This window comes from Streptomyces harbinensis, assembly GCF_900116145.1.
Taxonomy (GTDB): Bacteria; Actinomycetota; Actinomycetes; order Streptomycetales; family Streptomycetaceae; genus Streptomyces; species Streptomyces carpaticus.
Map to the genome: position 1 here is coordinate 464,077 of NZ_FPAB01000002.1, position 26,311 is coordinate 490,387.

The 26,311-nt window shown below is 73.7% G+C and carries 23 protein-coding genes and 1 riboswitch; of the genes, 20 read left to right on the forward strand and 3 right to left on the reverse strand.

Going from position 1 to position 26,311, the window contains the following annotated elements:
* The first annotated feature begins 52 nt into the window (after positions 1-52).
* The 13 genes from BM385_RS06380 to BM385_RS06440 all read left to right on the forward strand — a co-directional run bounded on the left by BM385_RS06380 (position 53) and on the right by BM385_RS06440 (position 15,942).
* Positions 53-1,021: an aspartate carbamoyltransferase catalytic subunit gene (locus tag BM385_RS06380; protein WP_019434751.1), complete on the forward strand. Its 969-nt coding sequence runs from the start codon at positions 53-55 to the stop codon at positions 1,019-1,021.
* Positions 1,014-2,318, forward strand: coding sequence for a dihydroorotase (locus tag BM385_RS06385; protein WP_093842417.1), 1,305 nt, complete (start codon positions 1,014-1,016; stop codon positions 2,316-2,318). The genes BM385_RS06380 and BM385_RS06385 overlap by 8 nt, the downstream gene beginning before the upstream one ends.
* Entirely contained in the window at positions 2,315-2,920 is a 606-nt protein-coding gene (locus BM385_RS06390) for a PH-like domain-containing protein (protein ID WP_019434749.1), read from the forward strand. The genes BM385_RS06385 and BM385_RS06390 overlap by 4 nt, the downstream gene beginning before the upstream one ends.
* Complete coding sequence (gene carA / locus BM385_RS06395; protein ID WP_019434748.1) at positions 2,917-4,053, forward strand: glutamine-hydrolyzing carbamoyl-phosphate synthase small subunit; 1,137 nt, start codon at positions 2,917-2,919, stop codon at positions 4,051-4,053. The genes BM385_RS06390 and carA overlap by 4 nt, the downstream gene beginning before the upstream one ends.
* Positions 4,046-7,378, forward strand: a complete 3,333-nt coding sequence (gene carB, locus BM385_RS06400; protein WP_019434747.1) for a carbamoyl-phosphate synthase large subunit — start codon at positions 4,046-4,048, stop codon at positions 7,376-7,378. The genes carA and carB overlap by 8 nt, the downstream gene beginning before the upstream one ends.
* Position 7,379: 1 nt before the next feature.
* On the forward strand, positions 7,380-8,543 hold the full coding sequence (locus BM385_RS06405; RefSeq protein WP_019434746.1) for a quinone-dependent dihydroorotate dehydrogenase: 1,164 nt from the start codon (positions 7,380-7,382) through the stop codon (positions 8,541-8,543).
* Positions 8,540-9,385, forward strand: a complete 846-nt coding sequence (pyrF, locus tag BM385_RS06410) for an orotidine-5'-phosphate decarboxylase (protein WP_093842418.1) — start codon at positions 8,540-8,542, stop codon at positions 9,383-9,385. The genes BM385_RS06405 and pyrF overlap by 4 nt, the downstream gene beginning before the upstream one ends.
* Before the next feature lie 212 nt (positions 9,386-9,597).
* Positions 9,598-9,921, forward strand: coding sequence for an integration host factor (locus BM385_RS06415; RefSeq protein WP_019434744.1), 324 nt, complete (start codon positions 9,598-9,600; stop codon positions 9,919-9,921).
* 38 nt (positions 9,922-9,959) lie between these two features.
* Positions 9,960-10,511 (forward strand): guanylate kinase, encoded by a 552-nt coding sequence (gene gmk, locus BM385_RS06420; RefSeq protein WP_019434743.1) that lies wholly within the window; start codon positions 9,960-9,962, stop codon positions 10,509-10,511.
* Between the two features lie 52 nt (positions 10,512-10,563).
* Positions 10,564-10,845, forward strand: coding sequence for a DNA-directed RNA polymerase subunit omega (gene rpoZ, locus BM385_RS06425; protein WP_019434742.1), 282 nt, complete (start codon positions 10,564-10,566; stop codon positions 10,843-10,845).
* 215 nt (positions 10,846-11,060) lie between these two features.
* Entirely contained in the window at positions 11,061-12,275 is a 1,215-nt protein-coding gene (gene coaBC, locus BM385_RS06430; RefSeq protein WP_093842419.1) for a bifunctional phosphopantothenoylcysteine decarboxylase/phosphopantothenate--cysteine ligase CoaBC, read from the forward strand.
* Between the two features lie 283 nt (positions 12,276-12,558).
* Complete coding sequence (metK, locus tag BM385_RS06435; protein WP_019434740.1) at positions 12,559-13,767, forward strand: methionine adenosyltransferase; 1,209 nt, start codon at positions 12,559-12,561, stop codon at positions 13,765-13,767.
* Positions 13,768-13,812: 45 nt separating this feature from the next.
* Positions 13,813-15,942, forward strand: a complete 2,130-nt coding sequence (locus BM385_RS06440) for a primosomal protein N' (RefSeq protein ID WP_175542926.1) — start codon at positions 13,813-13,815, stop codon at positions 15,940-15,942.
* Positions 15,943-15,969: 27 nt separating this feature from the next.
* Here BM385_RS06440 and BM385_RS06445 read toward each other — a convergent pair whose 3' ends face one another.
* Positions 15,970-16,710: a MerR family transcriptional regulator gene (locus tag BM385_RS06445; protein WP_093842421.1), complete on the reverse strand. Its 741-nt coding sequence runs from the start codon at positions 16,708-16,710 to the stop codon at positions 15,970-15,972.
* Positions 16,711-16,768: 58 nt separating this feature from the next.
* Between BM385_RS06445 and BM385_RS06450 the strand changes: the two genes are divergently transcribed.
* On the forward strand, positions 16,769-17,971 hold the full coding sequence (locus BM385_RS06450) for an erythromycin esterase family protein (RefSeq protein ID WP_026047593.1): 1,203 nt from the start codon (positions 16,769-16,771) through the stop codon (positions 17,969-17,971).
* Here BM385_RS06450 and BM385_RS06455 read toward each other — a convergent pair.
* Positions 17,968-18,618 (reverse strand): class I SAM-dependent methyltransferase, encoded by a 651-nt coding sequence (locus tag BM385_RS06455; RefSeq protein ID WP_019434736.1) that lies wholly within the window; start codon positions 18,616-18,618, stop codon positions 17,968-17,970. The two genes, BM385_RS06450 and BM385_RS06455, sit on opposite strands and share 4 nt — an antisense overlap.
* Before the next feature lie 75 nt (positions 18,619-18,693).
* On the reverse strand, positions 18,694-19,143 hold the full coding sequence (locus BM385_RS06460; RefSeq protein ID WP_019434735.1) for a hypothetical protein: 450 nt from the start codon (positions 19,141-19,143) through the stop codon (positions 18,694-18,696).
* 250 nt (positions 19,144-19,393) lie between these two features.
* Between BM385_RS06460 and fmt the strand changes: the two genes are divergently transcribed.
* The 6 genes from fmt (at position 19,394) to BM385_RS06490 (ending at position 26,063) form a co-directional block, all read left to right on the forward strand.
* A complete protein-coding gene (fmt, locus tag BM385_RS06465) occupies positions 19,394-20,323 on the forward strand; it encodes a methionyl-tRNA formyltransferase (protein WP_019434734.1) in 930 nt (309 codons plus the stop codon).
* A 93-nt stretch (positions 20,324-20,416) separates the two neighbouring features.
* Positions 20,417-21,853, forward strand: coding sequence for an RsmB/NOP family class I SAM-dependent RNA methyltransferase (locus BM385_RS06470; RefSeq protein WP_093842422.1), 1,437 nt, complete (start codon positions 20,417-20,419; stop codon positions 21,851-21,853).
* A gap of 42 nt (positions 21,854-21,895) precedes the next feature.
* On the forward strand, positions 21,896-22,582 hold the full coding sequence (gene rpe / locus BM385_RS06475) for a ribulose-phosphate 3-epimerase (protein ID WP_019434732.1): 687 nt from the start codon (positions 21,896-21,898) through the stop codon (positions 22,580-22,582).
* Positions 22,583-22,730: 148 nt separating this feature from the next.
* Positions 22,731-23,723 (forward strand): sugar-binding transcriptional regulator, encoded by a 993-nt coding sequence (locus BM385_RS06480; protein ID WP_019434731.1) that lies wholly within the window; start codon positions 22,731-22,733, stop codon positions 23,721-23,723.
* Positions 23,724-23,905: 182 nt separating this feature from the next.
* Complete coding sequence (locus BM385_RS06485) at positions 23,906-25,342, forward strand: GuaB1 family IMP dehydrogenase-related protein (protein WP_019434730.1); 1,437 nt, start codon at positions 23,906-23,908, stop codon at positions 25,340-25,342.
* 268 nt (positions 25,343-25,610) lie between these two features.
* The gene (locus tag BM385_RS06490; RefSeq protein WP_093842580.1) at positions 25,611-26,063 is read left to right on the forward strand and encodes a phospholipase; all 453 of its coding nucleotides are present in this window, start codon (positions 25,611-25,613) and stop codon (positions 26,061-26,063) included.
* Positions 26,064-26,156: 93 nt separating this feature from the next.
* Positions 26,157-26,288: riboswitch (FMN riboswitch) on the forward strand.
* The last annotated feature ends 23 nt before the right edge of the window (positions 26,289-26,311 follow it).

Below are 26,311 nucleotides of genomic sequence, written 5' to 3' on the forward strand. Positions count from 1 at the left end.
TGCCCGCGCCTGCCCGCACGCCCTCAGCTCACCCCTCACCGGGAAGGCAACGATGAAGCGCCATCTCATCTCGGCCACCGACCTCAGTCACGACGACGCCGTCCTGATCCTCGACACCGCCGAGGAAATGGGCCGGATCGCGGACCGGCCGATCAAGAAGCTCCCCACCCTGCGCGGCCGGACGGTCGTCAATCTGTTCTTCGAGGACTCCACCCGCACCCGGATCTCGTTCGAGGCGGCGGCCAAGCGGCTCTCCGCCGATGTGATCAACTTCTCGGCCAAGGGCTCCTCGGTCTCCAAGGGCGAATCGCTCAAGGACACCGCCCTCACCCTCCAGGCGATGGGCGCCGACGCGGTCGTCATCCGGCACCACGACTCCGGCGCCCCGCACCGGCTCGCCACCTCCGGCTGGATCGGCGGCAGCGTGGTCAACGCCGGGGACGGCACCCACGAGCACCCCACCCAGGCACTGCTCGACGCCTACACCATCCGCCGCCGGCTGGCCGCCGCCGGCGCGGCCGGCACCGACCTCGCCGGGCGCCGGATCACCATCGTCGGCGACATCCTGCACTCCCGGGTGGCCCGCTCCAACGTCCACTTGCTGCACACCCTGGGCGCCGAGGTGACCGTGGTCGCCCCGCCCACCCTGGTCCCGATCGGTGTGGAGCACTGGCCCTGCGCCGTCTCCTACGACCTGGACGCGGTGCTGCCCAAGTCCGACGCCGTGATGATGCTCCGCGTCCAGCGCGAGCGGATGAACGCCGCCTACTTCCCGACCGAGCGCGAGTACGCCCGCCGCTACGGCCTGAACGGCGACCGGATGGCCAGGATGCCCGGCCACGCGATCGTCATGCACCCCGGGCCGATGAACCGCGGCATGGAGATCACCGCCGAGGTCGCCGACTCCCCCCGCTGCACCGCCGTCGAACAGGTCACCAACGGCGTCAGCGTCCGCATGGCCGTCCTCTACCTGCTGCTCGGCGGAGCCGAGCCCGCCGCCACCAAGGAAACCCATGAGTGAGACCGCAACCCCCCGGCGCACCCTGATCAAGGGCGCCAAGATCCTCGGCGGACGGCCGCAGGACGTCCTCGTCGAGAACGGCACCATCGCCGAGATCGGCTCCGGCCTCCCGGCCGCGGGTGCCACCGTCATCGAGGCGGACGGCCGGATCCTGCTGCCCGGCCTGGTCGATCTGCACACCCATCTGCGCGAGCCGGGCCGCGAGGACTCCGAGACCGTCCTCACCGGCACCCGGGCCGCCGCCGCCGGCGGCTACACCGCCGTGCACGCCATGGCCAACACCTTCCCCGTCGCCGACACCGCCGGCGTCGTCGAGCAGGTGTGGCGCCTGGGCCGTGAGTCCGGCTACTGCGACGTGCAGCCCATCGGCGCCGTCACCGTGGGCCTGGGCGGCAAGCAGCTCGCCGAGCTGGGTGCCATGCACGACAGCGCCGCCGGCGTCACCGTCTTCTCCGACGACGGCAAGTGCGTGGACGACGCCGTGATCATGCGCCGCGCCCTGGAGTACGTGAAGGCGTTCGACGGCGTCGTCGCCCAGCACGCCCAGGAGCCCCGGCTCACCGAGGGCGCCCAGATGAACGAGGGCACCGTCTCCGCCGAACTCGGCCTCACCGGCTGGCCGGCCGTCGCCGAGGAATCGATCATCGCCCGCGACATCCTGCTCGCCGCCCACGTCGGCTCCCGGCTGCACATCTGCCACCTGTCCACCGCCGGCTCGGTGGAACTGGTGCGCTGGGCCAAGTCCAAGGGCTGGCGGGTCACCGCCGAGGTCACCCCGCACCACCTGCTCCTCACCGACGAGCTGGTGCGCTCCTACGACCCGGTCTACAAGGTCAACCCGCCGCTGCGCACCGAGACCGACGTGCTGGCGCTGCGCGAGGCGCTCGCGGACGGCACCATCGACATCGTGGCCACCGATCACGCCCCGCACCCCCACGAGGACAAGGACTGCGAGTGGGGCGCCGCCGCCATGGGGATGATCGGCCTGGAGACCGCGCTCTCCGTCGTCCAGCACACCATGGTGGACACCGGGCTGATGGACTGGGCCAAGGTCGCCGACCGGATGGCGTACGCGCCCGCCGCCATCGGCCGGCTCGCCGGACACGGCCGTCCGGTTGCGGTGGGGGAGCCCGCCAACCTCACGCTGGTCGACCCGGCATACCGTTCCCTGGTGGACCCCGCCGGTTTCGTCTCCCGCAGCCGGAACACCCCCTACAAGGGGCGCGAGCTTCCGGGCCGGGTGACGCACACCTTCCTGCGGGGCCGGGCAACGGTCACGGACGGGAATCTCACATGAGTCACATCATCACAGCGCAGCTGATCGTTCTCGCCGACGAGAACATCGAACGCAAGTCGGCCGAGGTCACCGACTGGGCCGCGCGCATCGGCTGGACCGTCGGCTTGCTGCTGCTCGTCGCCCTCGTCTACTGGCTGATGCGCGAGGGCTGGAAGTGGCGCGGCAGCCTCCAGGGCGACCTGCCCGAGCTGCCCGCCCCGCCGCAGACACCCGGCGACGCCCGGCTGCGGCTGACCGGCCGCTACCACGGCTCCACCACCGCCGGGCAGTGGCTGGACCGCATCGTCGCCCACGGCCTCGGCGCGCGCAGCCGCGCCGAGCTCACCCTCACCGCCGAGGGCATCACCGTGGAGCGCACCGGAGCCCCCGATTTCCTCATCCCGGCCGGCCGCGTCCGCGGCGCCCGGCTCGACAAGGGCATCGCCGGCAAGGTCCTCACCGAGGGCGGCCTGCTGGTGATCACCTGGGAGCACGGCGACCGCCTGCTGGACTCCGGTTTCCGGTCCGACCGGGCCGAGGAGCACGCCGCCTGGGTCCAGGCGCTCCAGCCGGCCAGCACGGCCGCCGCCGGCCCGCACACCCCCGAAGAAGGTGCCGCATGACCACCGCCACCCCCCGCACCGGCCCCGCCGTACTCGTCCTGGAGGACGGCCGCACCTTCCGCGGCCGCAGCTACGGCGCGGTGGGCCAGACCCTCGGCGAGGCCGTCTTCTCCACCGGCATGACCGGCTACCAGGAGACCCTCACCGACCCCTCGTACCACCGCCAGGTCGTCGTCATGACCGCCCCGCACGTCGGCAACACCGGGGTGAACGACGAGGACCCCGAATCCGGCCGCATCTGGGTCGCCGGCTACGTGGTCCGCGACCCCGCCCGGGTCTCCTCCAACTGGCGGGCCACCCGCACTCTCGACGCCGAACTGGCCGCCCAGGGCGTGGTCGGCATCTCCGGCATCGACACCCGCGCCCTCACCCGCCACCTGCGCGAGCGCGGCGCCATGCGGGTGGGCATCTTCTCCGGCGACGCACTCGCCGGCGCGGACGAACTGCTCGCCCGGGTCCAGGCAGCCCCCGCGATGAGCGGCGCCGACCTGGCCTCCGAGGTTGCCACCACCGAGCCGTACACCGTGCCCGCCCAGGGCACCCGCCGCTTCACCGTTGCCGCCGTCGACCTCGGCATCAAGGGCATGACCCCCTACCGGATGGCCGAGCGCGGCATCGAGGTGCACGTCCTGCCCGCCACCACCACCGCCGAGGAGATCTACGCCCTCGCCCCCGACGGGGTCTTCTTCTCCAACGGCCCCGGCGACCCCGCCACCGCCGACCACGCGGTCGGCCTCATGCGCGCCGTCCTGGAGCGCGGCACCCCGCTGTTCGGCATCTGCTTCGGCAACCAGATCCTGGGCCGCGCGCTCGGCTTCGGCACCTACAAGCTCAAGTACGGCCACCGCGGCATCAACCAGCCGGTCAAGGACCGGGCCACCGGCAAGGTCGAGGTCACCGCCCACAACCACGGATTCGCCGTCGACGCACCGCTCGACACCGTCTCCGACACCCCCTTCGGCCGCGCCGAGGTCTCCCACGTCTGCCTCAACGACAACGTCGTCGAGGGGCTTCGACTGCTCGACCGGCCGGCCTTCAGCGTCCAGTACCACCCCGAAGCGGCGGCCGGCCCGCACGACGCCGCCTACCTGTTCGACCGCTTCGTCTCCCTGATGGAGGACCAGCGTGCCTAAGCGCACCGATATCCAGTCCGTCCTGGTCATCGGATCCGGTCCGATCGTCATCGGACAGGCCGCCGAGTTCGACTACTCGGGCACCCAGGCGTGCCGCGTGCTGAAGTCCGAGGGACTGCGCGTCATCCTCGTCAACTCCAACCCGGCCACCATCATGACCGACCCGGAGATCGCCGACGCCACCTACGTCGAGCCGATCACCCCGGAGTTCGTCGAGAAAATCATCGCCAAGGAGCGCCCCGACGCGCTGCTGCCCACCCTCGGCGGCCAGACCGCACTCAACACCGCCATCTCCCTGCACCAGGCCGGCACCCTGGAGCGGTACGGCGTGGAGCTGATCGGCGCCAACGTCGAGGCCATCAACAAGGGCGAGGACCGCGAGCTCTTCAAGGGCGTCGTCGAGGCGGTGCGCGAGAAGATCGGCCACGGCGAATCCGCCCGCTCGGTCATCTGCCACTCCATGGCCGAGGTCCTCGCCGGCGTCCCCGCCCTCGGCGGCTACCCCGTCGTCGTCCGCCCCTCCTTCACCATGGGCGGCGCCGGCTCCGGCTTCGCCCACGACGAGGAGGAACTGCGCCGCATCGCCGGTCAGGGCCTGGCGCTCTCGCCCACCACCGAGGTGCTCCTGGAGGAGTCCATCCTGGGGTGGAAGGAGTACGAGCTGGAGCTGATGCGCGACCGCGCGGACAACGTGGTCGTCGTCTGCTCCATCGAGAACCTCGACCCGATGGGCGTGCACACCGGCGACTCCATCACCGTCGCCCCCGCCATGACCCTCACCGACCGCGAATACCAGACCCTGCGGGACATCGGCATCGCCGTCATCCGCGAGGTCGGCGTGGACACCGGCGGCTGCAACATCCAGTTCGCCGTCAACCCCGAGGACGGCCGCGTCGTCGTCATCGAGATGAACCCCCGGGTCTCCCGCTCCTCCGCCCTCGCCTCCAAGGCCACCGGCTTCCCGATCGCCAAGATCGCCGCCCGGCTCGCCATCGGCTACACCCTGGACGAGATCCCCAACGACATCACCGAGCGGACCCCGGCCTCCTTCGAGCCCACCCTCGACTACGTCGTGGTCAAGGTGCCCCGGTTCGCCTTCGAGAAGTTCCCCGCCGCCGACTCCTCCCTCACCACCACCATGAAGTCGGTGGGCGAGGCCATGGCCATCGGCCGCAACTTCACCGAGGCGCTCAACAAGGCGCTGCGCTCCGTCGAGAAGAAGGACGCCTCCTTCGACTTCACCGGTGACCCCGGCGACAAGGCCGACCTGCTGGCCCGCGCCGGCCGGCCCACCGACGGCCGGCTGAACACCGTCATGGCCGCCATCCGGGCCGGCGCCACCCGCGAAGAGGTCTTCGACGCCACCCGGATCGACCCCTGGTTCGTCGACCAGCTCTTCCTCGTCGCCGAGATCGCCGGCGAACTCGCCGGCGCCGAACGGCTCGACGCCGACCTGCTCGCCCACGCCAAGCGGCACGGCTTCTCCGACGCGCAGATCGCCGGCATCCGCGGTCTGCGCGAGGACGTGGTGCGCGAGGTACGGCACTCCCTGGGCGTGCGCCCCGTCTACAAGACCGTCGACACCTGCGCCGCCGAATTCGCCGCCCGCACCCCCTACCTCTACTCCTCCTACGACGAGGAGAGCGAGGTCGGTCCGCGCACCAAGCCCGCCGTCATCATCCTGGGCTCCGGGCCCAACCGCATCGGCCAGGGCATCGAGTTCGACTACTCCTGCGTCCACGCCTCCTTCGCACTCAGCGAGGCCGGCTACGAGACCGTCATGGTCAACTGCAACCCCGAGACCGTCTCCACCGACTACGACACCTCCGACCGGCTCTACTTCGAGCCGCTCACCCTGGAGGACGTCCTGGAGATCGTGCACGCCGAAGCGCAGGCAGGGCCGCTGGCCGGCGTGATCGTCCAGCTCGGCGGCCAGACCCCGCTCGGCCTCGCCCAGGCCCTGAAGGACAACGGCGTACCGATCGTCGGCACCTCGCCCGAGGCCATCAACCTCGCCGAGGAGCGCGGCCACTTCGGCCGCGTCCTGGAGGCCGCCGGGCTGCCCGCCCCCAAGTACGGCACCGCCCACTCCTTCGACGAGGCCCGCACCATCGCCGCCGGCATCGGCTACCCCGTGATGGTCCGCCCCAGCTACGTGCTGGGCGGCCGGGGCATGCAGATCGTGTACGACGAGCCCTCACTCGCCGACTACCTGCAGCGGCACGCCGGGCTCATCTCCGAATACCCCGTCCTCATCGACCGGTTCCTCGACGACGCCATCGAGATCGACGTGGACGCCCTCTACGACGGCCACGAGCTGTACCTCGGCGGCGTCATGGAGCACATCGAGGAGGCCGGCATCCACTCCGGCGACTCGGCCTGCGCCCTGCCGCCCATCACCCTCGGCGGCCACGACATCAAGCGGCTGCGCGCCTCCACCGAGGCGATCGCCGCCGGCGTCGGCGTCCGCGGACTGATCAACATCCAGTTCGCGCTCTCCGGTGACATCCTCTACGTGCTGGAGGCCAACCCCCGCGCCTCCCGCACCGTGCCCTTCACCTCCAAGGCCACCGCCGTCCCGCTGGCCAAGGCCGCCGCCCGCATCTCGCTCGGCGCCACCGTCGCCGAACTGCGCGCCGAGGGACTGCTGCCCGCCCACGGCGACGGCGGCACCCTGCCCATGGACGCCCCCATCTCCGTCAAGGAGGCCGTCATGCCCTGGTCGCGCTTCCGCGACGTCCAGGGCCGGGGCGTGGACACGGTGCTCGGCCCCGAGATGCGCTCCACCGGCGAGGTCATGGGCATCGACACGGTCTTCGGCACCGCGTACGCCAAGTCCCAGGCCGGCGCCTACGGGGCGCTGCCCACCAAGGGACGGGCCTTCATCTCCATCGCCAACCGCGACAAGCGCGCCATGATCTTCCCGGCCCGCGCGCTGGTCGAGCACGGCTTCGAACTGCTCGCCACCTCCGGCACCGCCGAGGTGCTGCGCCGCAACGGCATCGACGCCACCGTGGTGCGCAAGCAGAGCGAGGGAGAGGGCCCGAACGGCGAGAAGACCATCGTCCAGCTCATCCACGACGGGGATGTCGACCTGATCGTCAACACCCCCTACGGCACCGGCGGCCGGCTCGACGGCTACGACATCCGCACCGCGGCCGTCGCCCGCGCCGTGCCCTGCCTGACCACCGTGCAGGCACTGGCCGCAGCCGTCCAGGGCATCGACGCCCTGCGCCACGGCGACGTCGGTGTCCGCTCGCTCCAGGACCACGCCCGGCACCTGATCAGCGCCCGGGAAGCCGGCGCCGAAGGGACGGGCGCCTGAGATGGGACGCGCCTACTCCCTGCTCTTCCGCACGGTCCTCACCCGGATCGACCCCGAACGCGCCCACCATCTCGCGTTCGGGGCCATCCGGGCCGCCGCCTCCGTCCCGGTGGTGCGCGACGCCGTCCGCGCCGGCTTCGCGCCCCGCTTCCCGCAGCTGCGGGTGCGGGCGCTCGGCCGCACCATGCCCGGCCCCTTCGGGCTCGCCGCCGGCTTCGACAAGAACGCGGTCGGCATCGACGGCCTGGCCCTGCTCGGCTTCGACCACATCGAGATCGGCACCGTCACCGGCCGGGCGCAGCCCGGCAACCCGCGCCGCCGGCTGTTCCGGCTGGTCGCCGACCGCGCCCTGGTCAACCGGATGGGCTTCAACAACGACGGCTCCGCGGCCGTCGCCGCCCGGCTGGCGCGCCGCGTGTCCCGCCCCGGCGGCACCGTGGTGGGCGTCAACATCGGCAAGACCAAGGCCGTTCCCGAGGAAGAGGCCGTCGCCGACTACGTCACCTCCACCGAGCGGCTCGCCGCCCACGCCGACTACCTCGTGGTCAACGTCTCCTCGCCCAACACCCCGGGGCTGCGCGCCCTCCAGGCCGTCGACCAGCTGCGCCCGCTGCTGACCGCCGTCCGCGAGGCCGCCGACCGGACCGTGACCGGGCGCCGGGTACCGCTGCTGGTGAAGATCGCCCCCGACCTCGCCGACGAGGACATCGACGCGGTCGCCGATCTCGCCCTGGAACTGGAGCTGGACGGCATCATCGCCACCAACACCACCATCTCCCGGGAGGGCCTGGCTACCCCCGCGGAGGAGGTGGCCGCCATCGGCGCCGGCGGCCTGTCCGGCGCGCCGCTGACCGAGCGCTCGCTGGAGGTGCTGCGCCGGCTCCACCGGCGCACCGGCGGGCGGCTCACCCTGATCGGGGTGGGCGGCATCACCACGGCCGAGGACGCCTGGGCGCGGATCCGGGCCGGGGCCACCCTCATCCAGGGCTACAGCGGCTTCATCTACCAGGGCCCGGCCTGGCCCCGGCGCATCCACCGCGGGCTCGCCCGGCAGCTGGCCGCCAGCCCGTACCGGACGCTGGCCGAGGCCGTCGGCACCGACACCGGCACCCCGGCCGGCCCGGAGGCCGGAGCCCCGGCCGGGACGAAGGAGGGCGCGGCATGAGCGCGACCGAGCCGTTCGGTGCCCGGCTGCACCGGGCGATGGCCGAGCGCGGGCCGCTGTGCGTGGGGATCGACCCGCACGCCGCCCTGCTCGCCGACTGGGGGCTCGGCGACGACGTCGCCGGCCTGGAGCGGTTCACCCGCACCGTGGTGGAGGCGCTGGCGGAGCGGGTCGCGGTGCTCAAGCCGCAGTCCGCGTTCTTCGAGCGCTTCGGTTCCCGGGGCGTGGCCGTCCTGGAGCGGGCCGTCGCCGACAGCAGGGCGGCCGGGGCGCTGGTGGTCACCGATGTGAAGCGCGGCGACATCGGCTCCACCATGGCCGCCTACGCCGCCGCCTATCTGGAGCCCGGTGCCCCGCTGTTCTCGGACGCGATCACCGTCAGTCCCTACCTCGGCTTCGAGTCGCTGCGGCCCGCGCTGGACCTGGCGCGGACGCACGGGGGCGGGATCTTCGTCCTGGGGCTCACCTCCAACCCGGAGGGCGCGCAGGTGCAGCGGGCCACCGCCGCCGACGGGCGCCCGCTGGCCCAGCTGATGCTGGACGCCATCGCCCGGGAGAACGCGGGGGCCGCCCCGCTCGGCTCGGTCGGTGCGGTGATCGGCGCCACGCTGTCCACGGCGGGCGTCGACCTGGCGGTCAACGGCCCGCTGCTGGCCCCCGGCATCGGGGCGCAGGGCGCCACCGCGGCCGACCTGCCCCGGCTGTTCGGGGACCGGATCGGTCAGGTGGTGCCCAGTGTCAGCCGGTCGGTGCTGCGGGCGGGGCCCTCCGTGGCGGGGCTGCGCGCGGCGGCGGAAGCGGAGGTAGGGGCGCTCTCGGCGGCGCTCCGTGACCGCCGTTGAGCCCTCGACCGTAGAGAAATGTCCGAAAAGTTCGTACTGATTGAACGCTGACCTGGACTTTTTGACGATTCTCGCTGACTCAGGCCGGATCGGCCGCTAGTCTCCGACGAGAGCGGAGCAGCACGGCGCCCAGTCGGCTGCCCGCCGGCACGGGGCCACCAGGCCGTGTGCTGTCCGTATCCAACAGATTCGACACCCGAGGTGACGTAGGCGTGGCTCTTCCGCCCCTAACCCCTGAACAGCGCGCAGCCGCGCTTGAGAAGGCCGCCGCGGCTCGCCGGGAGCGCGCCGAGGTCAAGAATCGGCTCAAGCACTCCGGCGCCTCCCTGCACGAGGTCATTCAGCAGGGCCAGAAGAACGATGTCATCGGCAAGATGAAGGTGAGCGCGCTGCTCGAATCGCTGCCCGGCGTCGGCAAGGTCCGCGCCCGGCAGATCATGGAGCGTCTCGGCATCTCCGAGAGCCGCCGGGTCCGTGGCCTGGGATCCAACCAGATCGCCTCGCTGGAGCGTGAGTTCGGCGACAAGGCGGCCTGAGATTTTCCCGCTCCCTCGGGAGGCGGGATAATCGGCCCATGAACGATCGTCCGCGGCTGACCGTGCTCTCCGGCCCCTCCGGGGTCGGCAAGAGCACGGTCGTCGCCCATATGCGCAAAGCTCATCCGGAGGTGTGGCTGTCCGTCTCGGCCACCACCCGCCCTCCCCGGCCCGGGGAACAGCACGGGGTGCACTACTTCTTCGTGGACGACGAGGAGTTCGACAAACTCGTCGCCAACGGAGAACTGCTGGAGTGGGCCGAGTTCGCCGGCAACCGCTACGGCACGCCGCGCCGGGCCGTGCTCGACCGGCTGGAGGCGGGGGACCCGGTGCTCCTGGAGATCGATCTCCAGGGCGCCCGGCTGGTGCGCTCCTCGATGCCCGAGGCACGGCTGGTCTTCCTCGCCCCGCCCAGCTGGGAGGAGCTGGTCCGCCGGCTCACCGGGCGCGGCACCGAGCCGCCCGACGTGATCGAGCGGCGGCTGACCGAGGCCAGGAAGGAACTGGCGGCGGAGGCCGAGTTCGACGTCACCCTGGTGAATACGTCGGTCGAGGACGTCGCGGGTGAGCTGCTAGCCTTGCTGTGTTAACCAGGGGGCAGTTTTGTTTCCCCCGCCCCCGACCCCCTGCGGAAGGTAGAGCGTGTCCTCTTCCATCACCACGCCCGAGGGCATCATCAACCCGCCGATCGATGAGCTGCTCGAGGCCACCGACTCGAAGTACAGCCTGGTGATCTACGCCGCCAAGCGCGCGCGCCAGATCAACGCGTACTACTCGCAGCTCGGCGAGGGTCTGCTGGAGTACGTCGGCCCGCTCGTGGACACTCACGTGCACGAGAAGCCGCTGTCGATCGCGCTCCGCGAGATCAACGCCGGTCTGCTGACCTCCGAGGCCGTCGACGGTCCGGCGGACCCGGGCCGCTGAGCCGCGGATCCTCCGGCACCCCCCACCGCCCCGCGCCCCGCGGAACGGCGGCCGGGGGACGGTAGCCGGGGGACACCGTCCGGGCCCCGCACCTCCGGGGCCACCGCGCGCCCGGCCGGCACCGATCCCGGAGCCGGCGGGGCCGTCGCATCGAACCGTCCGCGGGCCCGGCAGTACGCTGCCGGGCCCGTGATCGCGCCGGGAGAAGGCCAGCGATGGACAAGCCGAAGGTCGTTCTGGGAGTCAGCGGCGGGATCGCCGCCTACAAGGCGTGCGAGCTGCTGCGGCGGCTGACCGAGTCGGGCCACGACGTCCGGGTGCTGCCCACGGCCAACGCGCTGCGCTTCGTCGGCGCGCCCACCTGGGCTGCCCTCTCGGGCCACCCGGTGGAGACCGAGGTCTTCGAGGACGTGCACGAGGTGCCGCACGTCCGCATCGGTCAGCAAGCCGATCTGCTGGTGATCGCCCCGGCCACCGCCGATCTGCTGGCCAAGGCCGCCCACGGGCGGGCGGACGACCTGCTCACCAATACGCTGCTCACGGTCCGGGCCCCGGTGGTCTTCGCGCCCGCCATGCACACCGAGATGTGGGAGCACCCGGCCACCCGGGAGAACGTCGCCACCCTGCGCCGCCGCGGCGCCGTGGTCATCGAGCCCGCCAGCGGCCGGCTCACCGGCGCCGACACCGGCAAGGGCCGGCTCCCCGACCCGGCCGAGATCTTCGAGGTCTGCCGCCGGGTGCTGGCCCGGGGCACCGGCGCCCTCACCCCCGACCTGGCCGGCCGGCACGTGGTGATCTCCGCCGGCGGCACCCGGGAGCCGCTGGACCCGGTGCGGTACCTGGGGAACCGTTCCTCCGGCAAACAGGGCTACGCCCTGGCCCGCACCGCCGTGGCCCGGGGCGCCCGGGTCACCCTGGTCGCGGCCAACACCGCGCTGCCCGACCCGGCCGGTGCCGAGGTCGTCCCGGTGGGCACCGCGCGGGAGTTGCAGGATGCCGTGGTCAAGGCCGCCATCGGCGCGGACGTGGTGGTGATGGCCGCGGCGGTCGCCGACTTCCGCCCGGCGCACGAGGTGCGCAGCAAGATCAAGAAGCGGGACGGGGTGGAGCCGGAGCCCGTCGCGCTGGTCCGCAACCCCGACATCCTCGCCCAGGTGGCCGCCCGTCATCCGGCGCGGCCACCGGTCGTGGTGGGCTTCGCCGCCGAGACGGACGACGTGCTGGCGGGCGGCCGGGCCAAGCTCGCCCGCAAGGGCTGCGATCTCCTGGTGGTCAACCAGGTGGGCGACGGGCGCGCCTTCGGCACCGAGGAGAACGAAGCGGTGATCCTGGAGGTCGGCGGCCCGGAGACCCCGGTGCCGTACGGCCCCAAGGAGGCCCTGGCGGACCGCGTCTGGGACGCCGTGGCCCGGCGCCTGACGACGGCCTGACCCCGTACGCTCACGCCCCGGCGCCGTCCCGTGCGCCGTGGCGCGCCCACCCACCGGCCGAAGGCGCTCCCCGCCTCCGCAACCCCCCGGCGGCGTCTCGCACTGCGGTCCACCTCTCCCCAGCCGGGGCCGGGACCGTTACGCTAAGACAGGGCCGTGGCAGCGGTACGGGATTCGGCTGTCCAGCGCCCCCGAGTCGATAGACTCACTCCGACGACCTCCGGAGCTTCCGGAGCGGGTCGGTCCAGTTCAGTCAGCAGCCGCTGCAACCCCAGGGAGCGATGTGTCCCGCCGCCTGTTCACCTCGGAATCCGTGACCGAGGGTCACCCCGACAAGATCGCCGACCAGATCAGCGACGCCATTCTCGACGCCCTCCTCCGGGAGGACCCGACCTCCCGGGTGGCCGTCGAGACGATGATCACCACCGGTCTGGTGCACGTGGCCGGCGAGGTCACCACCAAGGCGTACGCGGACATCGCGTCCCTGGTGCGCAACAAGATCCTCGAAATCGGCTACGACTCCTCCAAGAAGGGGTTCGACGGCGCGTCCTGCGGGGTTTCGGTGTCCATCGGGTCGCAGTCCCCCGACATCGCCCAGGGCGTGGACACGGCCTACGAGTCGCGCGTCGAGGGCGAGCTGGACGAGCTGGACCGGCAGGGCGCGGGCGACCAGGGCCTGATGTTCGGCTACGCCTGCGACGAGACGCCCGAGCTGATGCCGCTGCCCATCCGGCTGGCGCACCGGCTCTCGCACCGGCTCTCCGAGGTGCGGCGCAACGGGACCATCCCCTACCTGCGCCCGGACGGCAAGACGCAGGTCACCATCGAGTACGACGGCGACAAGGCCGTGCGGCTGGACACCGTCGTGGTCTCCAGCCAGCACGCCTCCGACATCGACCTGGAGTCGCTGCTCGCGCCCGACATCCAGGAGTTCGTCGTCGAGCCGGAGCTGAAGGCGCTGGTCGCCGACGGCATCAAGCTGGACAGCGAGGGCTACCGGCTGCTGGTCAACCCGACCGGACGGTTCGAGATCGGCGGCCCGATGGGCGACGCCGGCCTGACCGGCCGCAAGATCATCATCGACACCTACGGCGGCATGGCCCGGCACGGCGGCGGCGCGTTCTCCGGCAAGGACCCGTCCAAGGTCGACCGTTCGGCCGCCTACGCCATGCGCTGGGTCGCCAAGAACGTGGTGGCCGCCGGGCTCGCCTCGCGCTGCGAGGTGCAGGTCGCCTACGCCATCGGCAAGGCCGAGCCGGTCGGTCTCTTCGTGGAGACCTTCGGGACCGCCACGGTGGAACCGGAGCGCATCGAGAAGGCCATCGGCGAGGTCTTCGACCTGCGCCCGGCCGCCATCATCCGCGACCTCCACCTGCTGCGTCCCATCTACGCCCAGACCGCCGCGTACGGGCACTTCGGCCGCGAACTGCCCGACTTCACCTGGGAGCGCACCGACCGCGTGGACGCGCTGCGGGCGACCGTCGGGCTGTGAACCGGCCGGCTCGGTGATGTCCGAGCCATCTGCTTGACTGCTCGGGTGAGCGGCGAGCGGGATTCCCAGGCAGCGGGTGCGGAGCAGCTGGCGCTGATCCGGGCGAGCGTGCGGGCCGGGCGGAAGGATCCGCCCGCCCGCCCCCGCACCTGGCGCGGCGCCCCGCTCGCCGGGGAACTGCCGGTGGCCCGGGTGCTGGTCGACAAGGGCCTGGTGCACCTGGACCGCTTCTTCGATTACGCCGTGCCGGCCGCCATGGACGCCGATGCCACACCGGGCGTCCGGGTCCGGGTGCGGTTCGGCGCGGGGGAGCGCGGCGGGCGCCGCGAGGGCGGCGGCCTGATCAACGGGTTCGTCGTGGAGCGGCGCGCCACCAGTGACTTTCCCGGGACGCTCGCCCCGATCGCCCAGGTGCTCTCCACCGAGCAGGTCCTCGGCCCGGAGCTGCTGCGGCTGTGCCGCGCGGTCGCCGACCGGTACGCCGGGGCGCTCGCCGACGTCGTCCAGCTGGCGGTGCCGCCGCGCCGGGCCCGCCCTGAGAAGCAGCCCTCGCCCCCCGCCCCGGCCCCGCCCGCCGCGCCCGGGCCCGGCGGCTGGGACCGCTACCCGCGCGGGCCCGGATTTCTGGCGGCGCTGGCCCGGGGCGAGGCGCCGCGCGCGGTGTGGACGGCGCTCCCCGGGCCCGGCTGGCCCGACGAGCTGGCGCGGGCCCTTGCCACCGCGCTGGCCGCCGGGCGCGGCGCGCTCGCCGTGCTGCCGGACGGCCGGGCGGCGGCCCGGGTGGACGCCGCCCTCGGGGCCCTGCTGGGCCCGGGCCACCACGTCCTGCTCACCGCCGACGCGGGCCCCGAGGAGCGCTACCGCAACTGGCTGGCGGTCAGCCGGGGCGCGGTCCGCGGTGTGGTCGGCACCCGGGCCGCGATGTTCGCCCCGGTACGGGACCTGGGGCTGGCCGCGATCTGGGACGACGGCGACCAGGCGCACGCCGACGACCGCGCGCCGCAGCCGCACGCCCGGGACGTCCTGCTGCTGCGGGCCGCCCATGAACGCGCCGGGTTGCTGCTGGGCGGCCACGCGCAGACGGTGGAGGCGGCCCAGCTGCTGGCCACCGGCTTCGCCGCCCCGCTGACCGCAGGCCGCGAGACCGTCCGGCTGAGCGCCCCGCTGGTGCGGACGGTCGGCGACATGGACGAGGCCAGGGACGCGGCGGCCCGCACCGCGCGGCTGCCGAGCCTGGCCTGGCAGACCCTGCGGGACGCCCTGGGACGCGGCCCGGTCCTCATCCAGGTGCCGCGCCGGGGGTACGTCCCCCGGCTGGCCTGCGAGCGGTGCCGCGAGCCGGCCCGCTGCCGGCACTGCCACGGACCGCTGACCGTGCCGGACGGCGGGGAACTGCGCTGCGGCTGGTGCGGGCGCGAGGAGCAGTCCTGGCACTGCCCGGAGTGCGGGGGCGGCCGGCTGCGGGCCGTCGTGGTCGGGGCGCGCCGTACGGCCGAGGAGCTGGGCCGGGCGTTCCCCGCGGTGCCGGTGCGCACCTCGGGCCGTGATCACGTCCTGGAGACGGTGCCGGAGCGGCCCGCGCTGGTGGTCTCCACGCCCGGCGCCGAACCGCGTGCCGAGGGGCCCGGCTATGCCGCGGCGCTGCTGCTCGACGGCTGGGCGCTGCTCGGCCGGCCCGATCTGCGGGCGGGGGAGGAGGCGCTGCGCCGCTGGCTGGCGGCGGCGGCGCTGGTCCGGCCGCAGGAGGAGGGCGGCACGGTGGTGGTGCTGGCCGAGCCCACCCTGCGGCCGGTGCAGGCGCTGGTGCGGTGGGACCCGGCCGGGCACGCCGAGCGCGAACTGGCCGACCGGGCCGCGCTCGGGCAGCCGCCGGTCTCCCGGATGGCGGCGGTGAGCGGGCTGCCGGAGGCGGTGGACGGGCTGCTGGCCACGGCCGAACTGCCTCCGGACGCCGAGATCCTGGGCCCGGTGCCGCTGCCGGTGACGGCAGCGGGCCAGCCGCGCAGACCGGGCGACCCGCCGCCGGGCGAGGTGTGGGTGCGGGCGCTGGTGCGCGTGCCGCCGGGCAGCGGCGGGGCGCTGGCGGCGGCGCTGAAGGCGGCACAGATCGCCCGGGCCACCCACCGGGCGGGCCCGCCGGCCCGGATCCGGATCGATCCGCCGGACATCGGCTGACGGCCGGCCCGCCGGCCGCCCGGCGGGTCAGCCGTACCGTTCCAGGTACGCGTCCAGCGCCGCGGCGCCGCCGAGCAGCGCCCGGGCGCGGGTACGCAGCCGGGTGTGCCAGTCGCCGAGCGCTTCGGCCAGCGGTTCCCGGCCGCCCGCCGAGCGCAGCTGGTCGAGCAGCGGGGCGATGCCCTCCAGCGGATAGCCGCCGCGCCGCAGCTGATGGGTGAGCCGGGCGTCGCGCACGGCGCTCGCGTCGTACACCCGGTACCCGGTCTGCGGATCGCGGCGCGGGCGCAGCAGCCCGGCCCGCTCCCAGGCGCGCAGGGTGGCCGGCCGGATGCCGAGTTCGTCCGCGAGCGGGCCGATGAAGGTCCCGGCGCGTCCCGGCCCGCTCTCGGTCCCGGCCGTCGCCGCCTCCGGCTCCGGTGCCAGATCGCGCAGCGCGCTCTCCACGGACCGCAGGGTGCGCCGGTCGGCGAGCAACTGGACGTGGCTCTCGTCGATCAGGGTGAACGCCTCGTCGGGTGCCCCCCGGTGCACCGCCGCCAGGATCGCGGTGGCCGTCCGGTGACCGTGCCCCGGGAGCAGGGCCAGGAAGGTGGTGAGCGCCGCGGCGTGCCGTGGGGTGTAGCGGCGGTAGCCGTGCGCGGAGCGTTCGGCGGCCGGGAGGATGCCGGCCTCCTCGTAGTTCCTGATCGCCTGGGGGGACAGCCCGTGCGCCCGCGCCAGATCGACCGGGCGCAGCCGCTCACTGCTTTGAAGCTTTTCAGGCATGAGGCGGACGATATCGCGGAAAAGTTTCCACCGGTACTTCAACGATACCGTTGAATGCATGCCCATGGACCTCTCGGATGTGACCCATCCCCTCCGGGCCGCCGCCGTGCTGCGGCTCTTCCCGGCCCGCCCGCACCTGCTCGCCCTCGGCGAGCCGACCCATGGCGAGGACATGCTGCTCGACCTGCGCAACCGGCTCTTCGGACAGCTCGTCGAGGAGGCGGGCTACCGGACGATCGCCCTGGAGAGCGACTGCATGGCGGGACTGCTCGTCGACGACTACGTGGCCACGGGCGCCGGCAGCCTGGACGAGGTGATGGAACACGGTTTCAGCCACGGCTTCGGCTCCTCGGCCGCCAACCGCGAACTCGTGCGCTGGATGCGCGCCCACAACGAGGAGCGGCCGGCCGCCGAACGGCTGCGCTTCGCCGGCTTCGACGGGCCGCTGGAGATCACCGGCGCCGCGAGCCCCCGGCCGGCCCTCACCGCCCTGCACACCTACCTCGCCGCCCGGGTGGACCCGGCACTGCTGCCCTGCACGGCCGGTGCCCTCGACCGCCTGCTGGGCGAGGACAGCGCGTGGACCGAACCCGCCGCGATGTCCGACCCCGCCGCCTCGGTGGGCCGGACCCCGCAGGCCACCGAACTGCGGCTGCTCGCCGACGATCTGGTGGCCCTGCTCGACACCCGGACCCCGGAGCTGATCGCGGCCACCTCCCGCGAGGACTGGCACCGGGCCCGGCTGTACGGGCGTACCGCCACCGGGCTGCTCCGCTACCACTTCTGGATGGCGGACACCGGGCCCGCCCGCATGGCTCGCCTGGTCGCCCTGCGGGACCGGATGATGGCCGACAACCTGCTCGCCCTCGCCGAACGGGGCCCGGCCCTGGTGCACGCCCACAACGCCCACCTCCAGCGCGAACCGAGCAGCATGCGGATGGGTGGCGAACGGCTGCGCTGGTGGAGCGCCGGTGCCCTGCTGAACGCCCACATGGCGGAGCGGTACGCCTTCGTGACCACCGCCCTGGGCACCATCCGGCACCGGGGCGTGGACACCCCGCCGCCGGACACCGTGGAGGGACTGCTGTACACCCTCCCGCACGCCCACCACGTGGCGGACGCCGCCGGGCTCGCCGCCGCCTACGGGGACACCCGCCCGGCGGCCCGGGTGTCCCCGTACATCGGCTACGCCCCGCTCGACCCGGCGCACCTGGCCGCGCAGCAGGGGATTCTGTTCGTCAGGGACCTGCCCGCCGGCTAGGCCGCGTGCGGCAGCCGGCGGAGCTTCAGGGTGTTGTCCAGGTGGTGCATCTCCCGGCCGTCCGGCAGCACCCGGACGCGCTCGTACTCCTCGTCGGTGCGCACCTCCCAGGCACCCTCGGGCAGCTCCAGCGAGGCGAAGACCTCCGCCGGGGTGGGGAAGTGCACCTCCGGGCGGTCCTCGTGGTCGTGCTCGACGCCCCGGGGCCAGCCCGCGTGCCCCACCACGAGCAGCGTCCCGCCGGGGGCCACCGCCGCCGCGGCCCGGCGCAGGATGCGCTCCCGGGGCAGTTCGACGGTGGAGTGCAGGAACAGCGAGCAGACCAGGTCGTAGCTCCCCTCGGGGAAGGACTCGGCCAGATCGTGCCGCTGCCAGTCCACGCGCTCGCCCACCCCCCGCTCCGCGGCATGCACGCGGGCCCGCTCCAGCGCGACGGCCGAGACGTCCACGGCGGTCACCCGCCAGCCGGTGAGGGCCAGCCACACCGCGTCCGCGCCCTCACCGCACCCCAGCTCCAGCGCGCTGCCCGGCGTCAGCCCGTGCACCTCGCGGACCAGAGCGGCGCTGGGCATACCGCTCCACAGCCGGCCGTTCTCCCGGTACCGGTCGTCCCAGTACTCCTGTGCCGGGCGTGTTTCCTCTGACATGGGATACCTCCGTTTCACCGGAGATGGTCCGCCCCCGACCGGCCCATGGCGAAGTCTGTTGCCGCTTCGGCAAACTCAGCCGCTGCGCGGGCCCGGGAACGGCGCGGGCACCGGCTGCTGCGGCGCCGGCGGGGCCGCAGCGGCGAGCGACTCGCGGACGGCGCCGGTCCGCTCCGCCGTCCGCCGGGTGCCGTACCGGCGGTGCACCGCCTGCTTGGTGACACCGAGCGCCGAACCCACCGCGTCCCAGGAGAAACCCAGTGAACGGTCGAAGTCGACGGCCGCCGTCACCAGGGTCTCCACGCTGTCGCGCAGTTCCTGGGCCAGCCGGACGGTCGGGGCCGGCGCGCGGCCGTACACGACGAACCCGGCAGCCGACCCGGTGCGCCGCGGGCGGTACACATTGCCGAGCTGTGCGGTGAGTGTGCGCAGCGCGTCCACCTGGCGGCGGACCCGCTCGATGTCCCGGACCAGCAGGTGCAGGCTGGCCCGTGCCTGGGCGTCAGGGGTGGCGTGGTCGGCCATGAAGACCCTCTCGAACCGGCGTCAGGGATAGTCGGAATGGTCAATCTGTCTTGACCAACGCCGCACCCGTGGCCCAAGTCACGCTGATGGAGCGCATCACCCCGGCCAAGGGGCGCGTTCGCCTCCGCACGCCCTGGGGGTTCACGCCGGGGCGGACCGTAGACTGACGCACCGTTTCCCCGGTCCCGCCCGGCCCCGCCGCGCGGACCCCCGCACCATCCGAACCATCCGAGAAGGTGACACCCGCACCATGAGGCTCGTCTTCGCCGGCACCCCCGAGGTGGCCGTCCCGGCCCTGGACGCCCTGATCGCATCGGACCGGCACGAGGTCGCCGCCGTCGTCACCCGGCCCGACGCGCCCGCCGGCCGCGGCCGGCGGCTGGTCGCCAGCCCCGTCGCCCAGCGGGCCGAGGAGGCCGGCATCGAGATCCTGCGCCCGCAGCGACCGCGCGACGCGGACTTCCAGGAACGGCTGCGGGCCATCGCGCCCGACTGCGCCCCCGTGGTCGCCTACGGCGCCCTGCTGCCCGAGTCCGTGCTCACCATCCCCCGGCACGGCTGGGTCAATCTGCACTTCTCCCTGCTCCCCGCCTGGCGCGGCGCCGCCCCCGTCCAGCACGCGGTCATCGCCGGCGACGAGGTCACCGGCGCCTCCACCTTCCAGATCGAGAAGGGCCTGGACTCCGGCCCGGTCTTCGGCGTGCTCACCGAGGAGGTCCGCCCCGAGGACACCAGCGGCGATCTGCTCACCCGGCTCGCCTTCGCCGGCGCCGGCCTCCTGGCGGCCACCATGGACGGCATCGAGGACGGCAGCCTGCGCGCCGTCCCGCAGCCGGAGGAGGGCGTCACCCTCGCCCCCAAGCTCTCCGTCAACGACGCCCGCGTCGACTGGGACCACCCGGCGCTCGGCGTGCACCGCCTGGTCCGCGGCTGCACCCCCGCCCCCGGCGCCTGGACCGTCTTCCGCGGCGAACGCCTCAAGATCCGCCAGGTCGCCCTCGCCCCCGACCGGCAGGAGCTGGCCCCCGGCGAACTCGGCATCGGCAAGCGCACCGTCCACGCCGGCACCGGCTCGCACGCCGTCGAACTGATCTGGGTACAGCCCCAGGGCAAGAAGCCGATGGCCGCCGCCGACTGGGCCAGGGGGATGCGGGTGCGCCCGGGGGAGCGGCTGGGCTGAGCCCCGGACGGCGACCGTAGGCTTGGAACCCCGCACCGCCGTCCCGCGCGTACCCGGTACCCGCCCCCAGCACCACCCGGAGTCATCGTCCCCGTGAGCAATCGGCCGCCCCGTCGTCGTCCCGCCCGGCCCTACCGCCGTCCCCGCAAGGACCCGGTGCGCTTCCTCGCGTTCGAGGCGCTGCGCGCCGTCGGCGAACGCGACGCCTACGCCAACCTCGTCCTGCCCCCGCTGCTGCGCAAGGCCCGGGCCGCCGGGGACTTCGACGACCGGGACGCCGCGCTCGCCACCGAGCTGGTGTACGGCACGCTCCGCCGCCAGGGCACCTACGACGCGGTGCTCGCCGCCTGCGTGGACCGGCCGCTGCGCGAGGTCGATCCGCCGGTGCTCGATGTCCTCTCGCTCGGTGCCCACCAGCTGCTGGGCACCCGCATCCCCACCCACGCCGCCGTCAGCGCCAGCGTGGAGCTGGCCCGGGTGGTGCTGGGCGACGGCCGGGCCAAGTTCGTCAACGCCGTGCTGCGCAAGGTCGCCGCCCACGACCTGCCGGGCTGGCTGGAGCGGGTGGCGCCGCCTTACGACGAGGACCCCGAGGAACACCTGGCGGTCGTGCACGCCCATCCGCGCTGGGTGGTCTCCGCGCTGTGGGACGCGCTCGGCGGCGACCGCGGCGAGATCGAGGCGCTGCTGGCCGCCGACAACGAACGCCCGCGGGTCACCCTGGCCGCCCGGCCCGGCCGCATCACCCCCGCCGAACTGCTGGAGCGGGCCGGCGCCGATCGGGCCACCGCGGGGGAGTGGTCCCCCTACGCCGTCCGGCTGGCCGAGGGCGGCGAGCCCGGCGCCATCGACGCCGTCGCCGACGGCAGCGCCGGGGTGCAGGACGAGGGCAGCCAGCTGGTCGCCCTCGCCCTGGCGAACGCCCCGCTGGCCGGCGACGGCGGCGACAGCCGCTGGCTGGACGCCTGCGCAGGACCCGGCGGCAAGGCCGCGCTGCTGGCCGCGCTCGCCGCCGGACGCGGCGCCGCCCTGCTGGCGGCCGAGCGGCAGCCGCACCGGGCGGGACTCGTGGCCCGAGCCCTGGCCGGCAACCCCGGCCCGTACCAGGTCGTGGTCGCCGACGGCACCCGCCCCGCCTGGCCGGCCGGCTCCTTCGACCGGGTGCTGGTCGACGTCCCCTGCACCGGCCTCGGCGCGCTGCGCCGCCGCCCCGAGGCCCGCTGGCGCCGCGCACCGCAGGACGTGGAGGGCTTCGCGCCGCTCCAGCGCGGCCTGCTGCGGGAGGCGCTGCGGGCGGTGCGGCCCGGCGGCGTGGTGGGGTACGCCACCTGCTCGCCCCATCTGGCCGAAACCCGCGCCGTCGTCCAGGACGTGCTGAAGAACCCGGGCGCCCCGGCCGCCGAGTGGCTGGACGCCCGGCCCCTGCTGCCCGGGGTGCCCGGCCTGGGCGAGGGCCCCGACATCCAGCTGTGGCCGCACCGGCACGGCACCGACGCGATGTACCTGGCGCTGTTGCGCCGCACCGCGTGACCGGCGTCACCCGTCCCCGGGACCATGCTGAATACTGAGGACATGGCACAGATCAACCCCAGCATCCTGTCCGCCGACTTCGCACGCCTCGCCGAGGAGGCCCGGGCCGTGGCGGGGGCGGACTGGCTGCACGTCGACGTCATGGACAACCACTTCGTGCCGAATCTGACGCTGGGTCTCCCGGTGGTGGAGTCGCTGCGCAAGGCCACCGACACCCCCCTGGACTGCCATCTGATGATCGAGGACCCCGACCGCTGGGCCCCGGCCTACGCGGAGGCGGGCGCCGGTTCCGTCACCTTCCACGCCGAGGCCGCCACCGCGCCGATACGGCTGGCCCGGGAGATCAGGGCGCAGGGCGCGCGCGCCTCGATGGCGCTGCGCCCGGCCACCCCGATCGAGCCGTTCGAGGATCTGCTGCCGGAACTGGACATGATCCTGGTGATGACGGTGGAGCCGGGCTTCGGCGGGCAGGCGTTCCTGGACGTCACACTGCCCAAGATCCGCCGCACCCGCGAGCTGATCGACCGGCACGGGCTGCCGCTGTGGCTCCAGGTGGACGGCGGGGTCTCGGCGGCGACCATCGAGCGCTGCGCGGAGGCGGGCGCCGATGTGTTCGTGGCGGGTTCGGCCGTCTACGGGGCCGAGGACCCGGAGGCGGCGGTACGCGGGCTGCGCGAGCAGGCGGAGCGCGCCGCCGCGGCGGCCCGGGGCGGCAGCGCCGCCGGGTGAGGGGACACGGCGCCCGGGCCGCTGCGGCCGGGGCGCGACAGACATCGAGGACCTTACCGCCGCGCGAGGACGAGCACGCGGATCGCGAGCGGGCAAGGCGGAGGACGGAGAGGTGAGTGGCGTGTCGACCGGGAGGTCAGCCGCACGGATGGGGCCCGCTGAACTGATGCAGGCGGCGGCGATGGCCCGCCGCTTCTATCTGGAGGGCAAGTCCAAGATCCAGATCGCGGACGAGTTCGGGGTGAGCCGGTTCAAGGTCGCCCGCGTGCTGGAGTCCGCGGTGGAGCACGATCTGGTGCGCATCGAGATCCGGGTGCCCGCGGAACTGGACGCGGACCGGTCGGACGCCCTGCGGGCGCGGTACGGGCTGCGGCACGTGGTGGTCGCCGAGTCCCCGTCGGAGACCGCGGACGACACCCCCGATCCGGAGCACCTGGGCGAGGTGGCCGCCGAACTGCTGGGCGAACTGGTCACCGAGGGCGATGTCCTGGGCCTGGCCTGGGGGCGTTCCACGATCCACATGGCGGCGGCCCTGCGGGAGTTGCCGCCGTGCACCGTGGTCCAGCTGACCGGGGTGTACGACGCGGGCACCGCCGAGCGCGGCTCGGTGGAGGCGGTACGGCGGGCCGCCGCCGTCTCCGGCGGGGACGCGCACCCGATCTACGCGCCGATGCTGCTGCCGGACTCGGCCACGGCGGACGCGCTGCGCGCCCAGCGGGGGATCGCGGCGGCGTTCGAGTTCTTCGACAGGGTGACGATCGCGGCGGTGTCCATCGGTTCCTGGGAGCCGGGTATCTCCACGGTGCACGACATGCTGAACAAGGACGAGCGCGAGCACTACGCCTCGCTCGGGGTGGCCGCCGAGATGTCGGCGCACCTCTTCGACGCCGAGGGGCGCCGGGTGGGCCGGGACCTGGGGGAGCGGTGCATCACGGTGGAGGCCGAGCGGCTGCGCCGGATCCCCGAGGTGGTGGCGATCGCGGGCGGTCGCCGCAAGGCGGAGGCGATCGGGGCGGTGCTGCGGTCGGGTCTGGTGACGAGTCTGGTCACCGATACGACGGCCGCCGACCACCTGCTCGACCAGCCGGCCGGGGCGCGTCCGGCGCTGGAGCGCTCCGACCCGGACAGCGTGCCCCGGTGAGGGGGACGGGCCGGGGGTGGGGTGCCGGGCGGGCACTCCGTCGGCCATCTGTTCGCCCGTTCCGGGGCGGATCGGGGATAATGCCGTAGGAGCCGGTTGCCGACGCTCCGCTCCCACCCTCCCCCCGACCCCGGGCCGGGAGGTGCCCGCAGGGCAATGCGAGAACGCAGGTGAGAGCAGGCATGAAGTTCCTCAATGACTCCCGGCCGTCCTACGACCTGACCTATGACGACGTGTTCATGGTCCCGGGCCGCTCGGCGGTGGGCTCGCGGCAGGACGTCGACCTCTCGACCCCGGACGGCAGCGGTACCACCCTGCCGCTGGTGGTGGCCAATATGACGGCCGTCGCGGGGCGGCGGATGGCCGAGACGGTGGCCCGCAGAGGCGGTCTCGCGGTCATTCCGCAGGACATCCCGCTGGATGTGGTGACCGAGGTCACCGGCTGGGTCAAGCAGCGCCATCCGGTGCTGGACACCCCGATCACCCTGGCGCCGTCCCAGACGGTCGCCGACGCCCTGGCGCTGCTGCCCAAGCGGGCGCACAACGCCGGGGTGGTGGTGGCCGAGGGGCGCCCGGTGGGCATCGTCACCGAGGCCGATCTGGCCGGGGTGGACCGGTTCACCCAGCTGAGCGAGGTCATGTCCAGGGACCTGCTGGTCCTGGACGCGGACATCGACCCCAGGGAGGCGTTCGCCACCCTGGACAGCGCGCACCGCAAGATCGCCCCGGCCGTCGACGCGCAGGGCCGGCTGGCGGGCATCCTCAGCCGCAAGGGCGCGCTGCGCGCCACCTTGTACCGGCCGGCCACCGACGCGGCCGGCCGGCTGCGGGTGGCGGCGGCGATCGGCATCAACGGCGGCAGTGTGGCGCGCGCCGAGGGGCTGCTGGCGGCCGGGGTGGACACCCTGGTGGTGGACACCGCGCACGGGCACCAGGAGTCGATGCTGGCCACCTTGCGCGCGGTGCGGGCGCTGGACCCGCGGGTGCCGGTGGTGGCGGGCAACGTGGTGTCGGCCGCCGGGGTGCGGGATCTGATCGAGGCGGGCGCGGACATCATCAAGGTCGGGGTGGGCCCCGGCGCGATGTGCACCACCCGGATGATGACCGGCGTCGGCCGGCCGCAGTTCTCCGCGGTGCTGGAGTGCGCGGCCGAGGCACGGAAGTTCGGCAAGCACGTCTGGGCGGACGGCGGGGTGCGGCATCCGCGCGATGTGGCGATGGCGCTGGCCGCCGGCGCCTCCAATGTGATGATCGGCTCCTGGTTCGCCGGGACGCACGAGTCGCCCGGTGATCTCCAGCAGAGCGCCGACGGCCGGCCGTACAAGGAGAGCTTCGGCATGGCCTCGGCCCGCGCGGTGCGCAACCGCACCAGCGAGGAGTCGGCGTACGACCGGGCCCGCAAGGGCCTGTTCGAGGAAGGGATCTCCACCTCCCGGATGTACATCGACCCGGCGCGGCCCGGGGTGGAGGACCTGATCGACGCGATCGTGGCGGGTGTGCGCTCCGCCTGCACCTACGCGGGGGCCCGGACCCTGGAGGAGTTCGCGGACAAGGCGGTGGTCGGCATCCAGAGCGCGGCCGGCTACGCGGAGGGCAAGCCGCTGCACGCCAGCTGGTAACCCTCCCCTCCCTGCCGGGTGACGACGGCCCGGACCACTGCGTGTGGTCCGGGCCGTCGTCACCTCCGCCCCGGGCGGCGGCTCGCGTCGCACCCGCCCTGGTGCGGCAGCTTCCGGACACCGGCGATAACAGGAAGTTGCCGTGCTTTTCAACTGATGTGCTTCAACAAGGTGTTGAGCTTTCGTCAGCCCCTCCGTAGGTTCTCACTCCGGACACCCCACCGGCCCGCGACCCGGGCCGCCGAACTCCGGAGGACGCGCCATGCGCCTGCGTCAACGCCTTGCCACCGGCTTCACCGCCCTCGCTCTCGCCCTCGGGGCCGTGGCGGTCTCGGCCGCACCGGCCTCCGCCGCGCCCGCCGACAAGCCCCAGGTGCTCTCCAGCTGGACCCAGACCAGCGCGGCCAGCTACAACTCCTGGCTGTCCGCGCGCAACAACCAGGCCGGCTGGTCCGCGTACGGCTTCGACTGGTCCACCGACTACTGCTCCTGGTCGCCCGACAACCCGTTCGGCTTCCCTTTTGAGCTGTCATGCGCGCGTCATGACTTCGGCTACCGCAACTACAAGGCCCAGGGCACCTTCGCCGCCAACAAGGCCCGGCTCGACAACGCCTTCCACGAGGACCTGAAGCGGGTCTGCGCCCGCTACTCCGGCGCCACCAAGACCTCCTGCGACGGCCTCGCCTGGACCTACTACCAGGCGGTCCGCGCCTTCGGCTGACCCGCCCGTCCCCGGTCCGCGCTGTGAGGCGCCCCACACGCGCGCATGCGGCGCGGGCCGGCGTGGCAGACTGGTAGCCGTACAACACGACACAAGCGCACTCCGGGGTCGGTGAAACTCCGAGCCGGCGGTTACAGTCCGCGACCCGTCCGCCCACCAGCGGCCGGTTGACCAGGTGGAATTCCTGGACCGACGGTTAAAGTCCGGATGGGAGGCAGTGCGCGACGGAGCGGGACCGGCATGTCCGG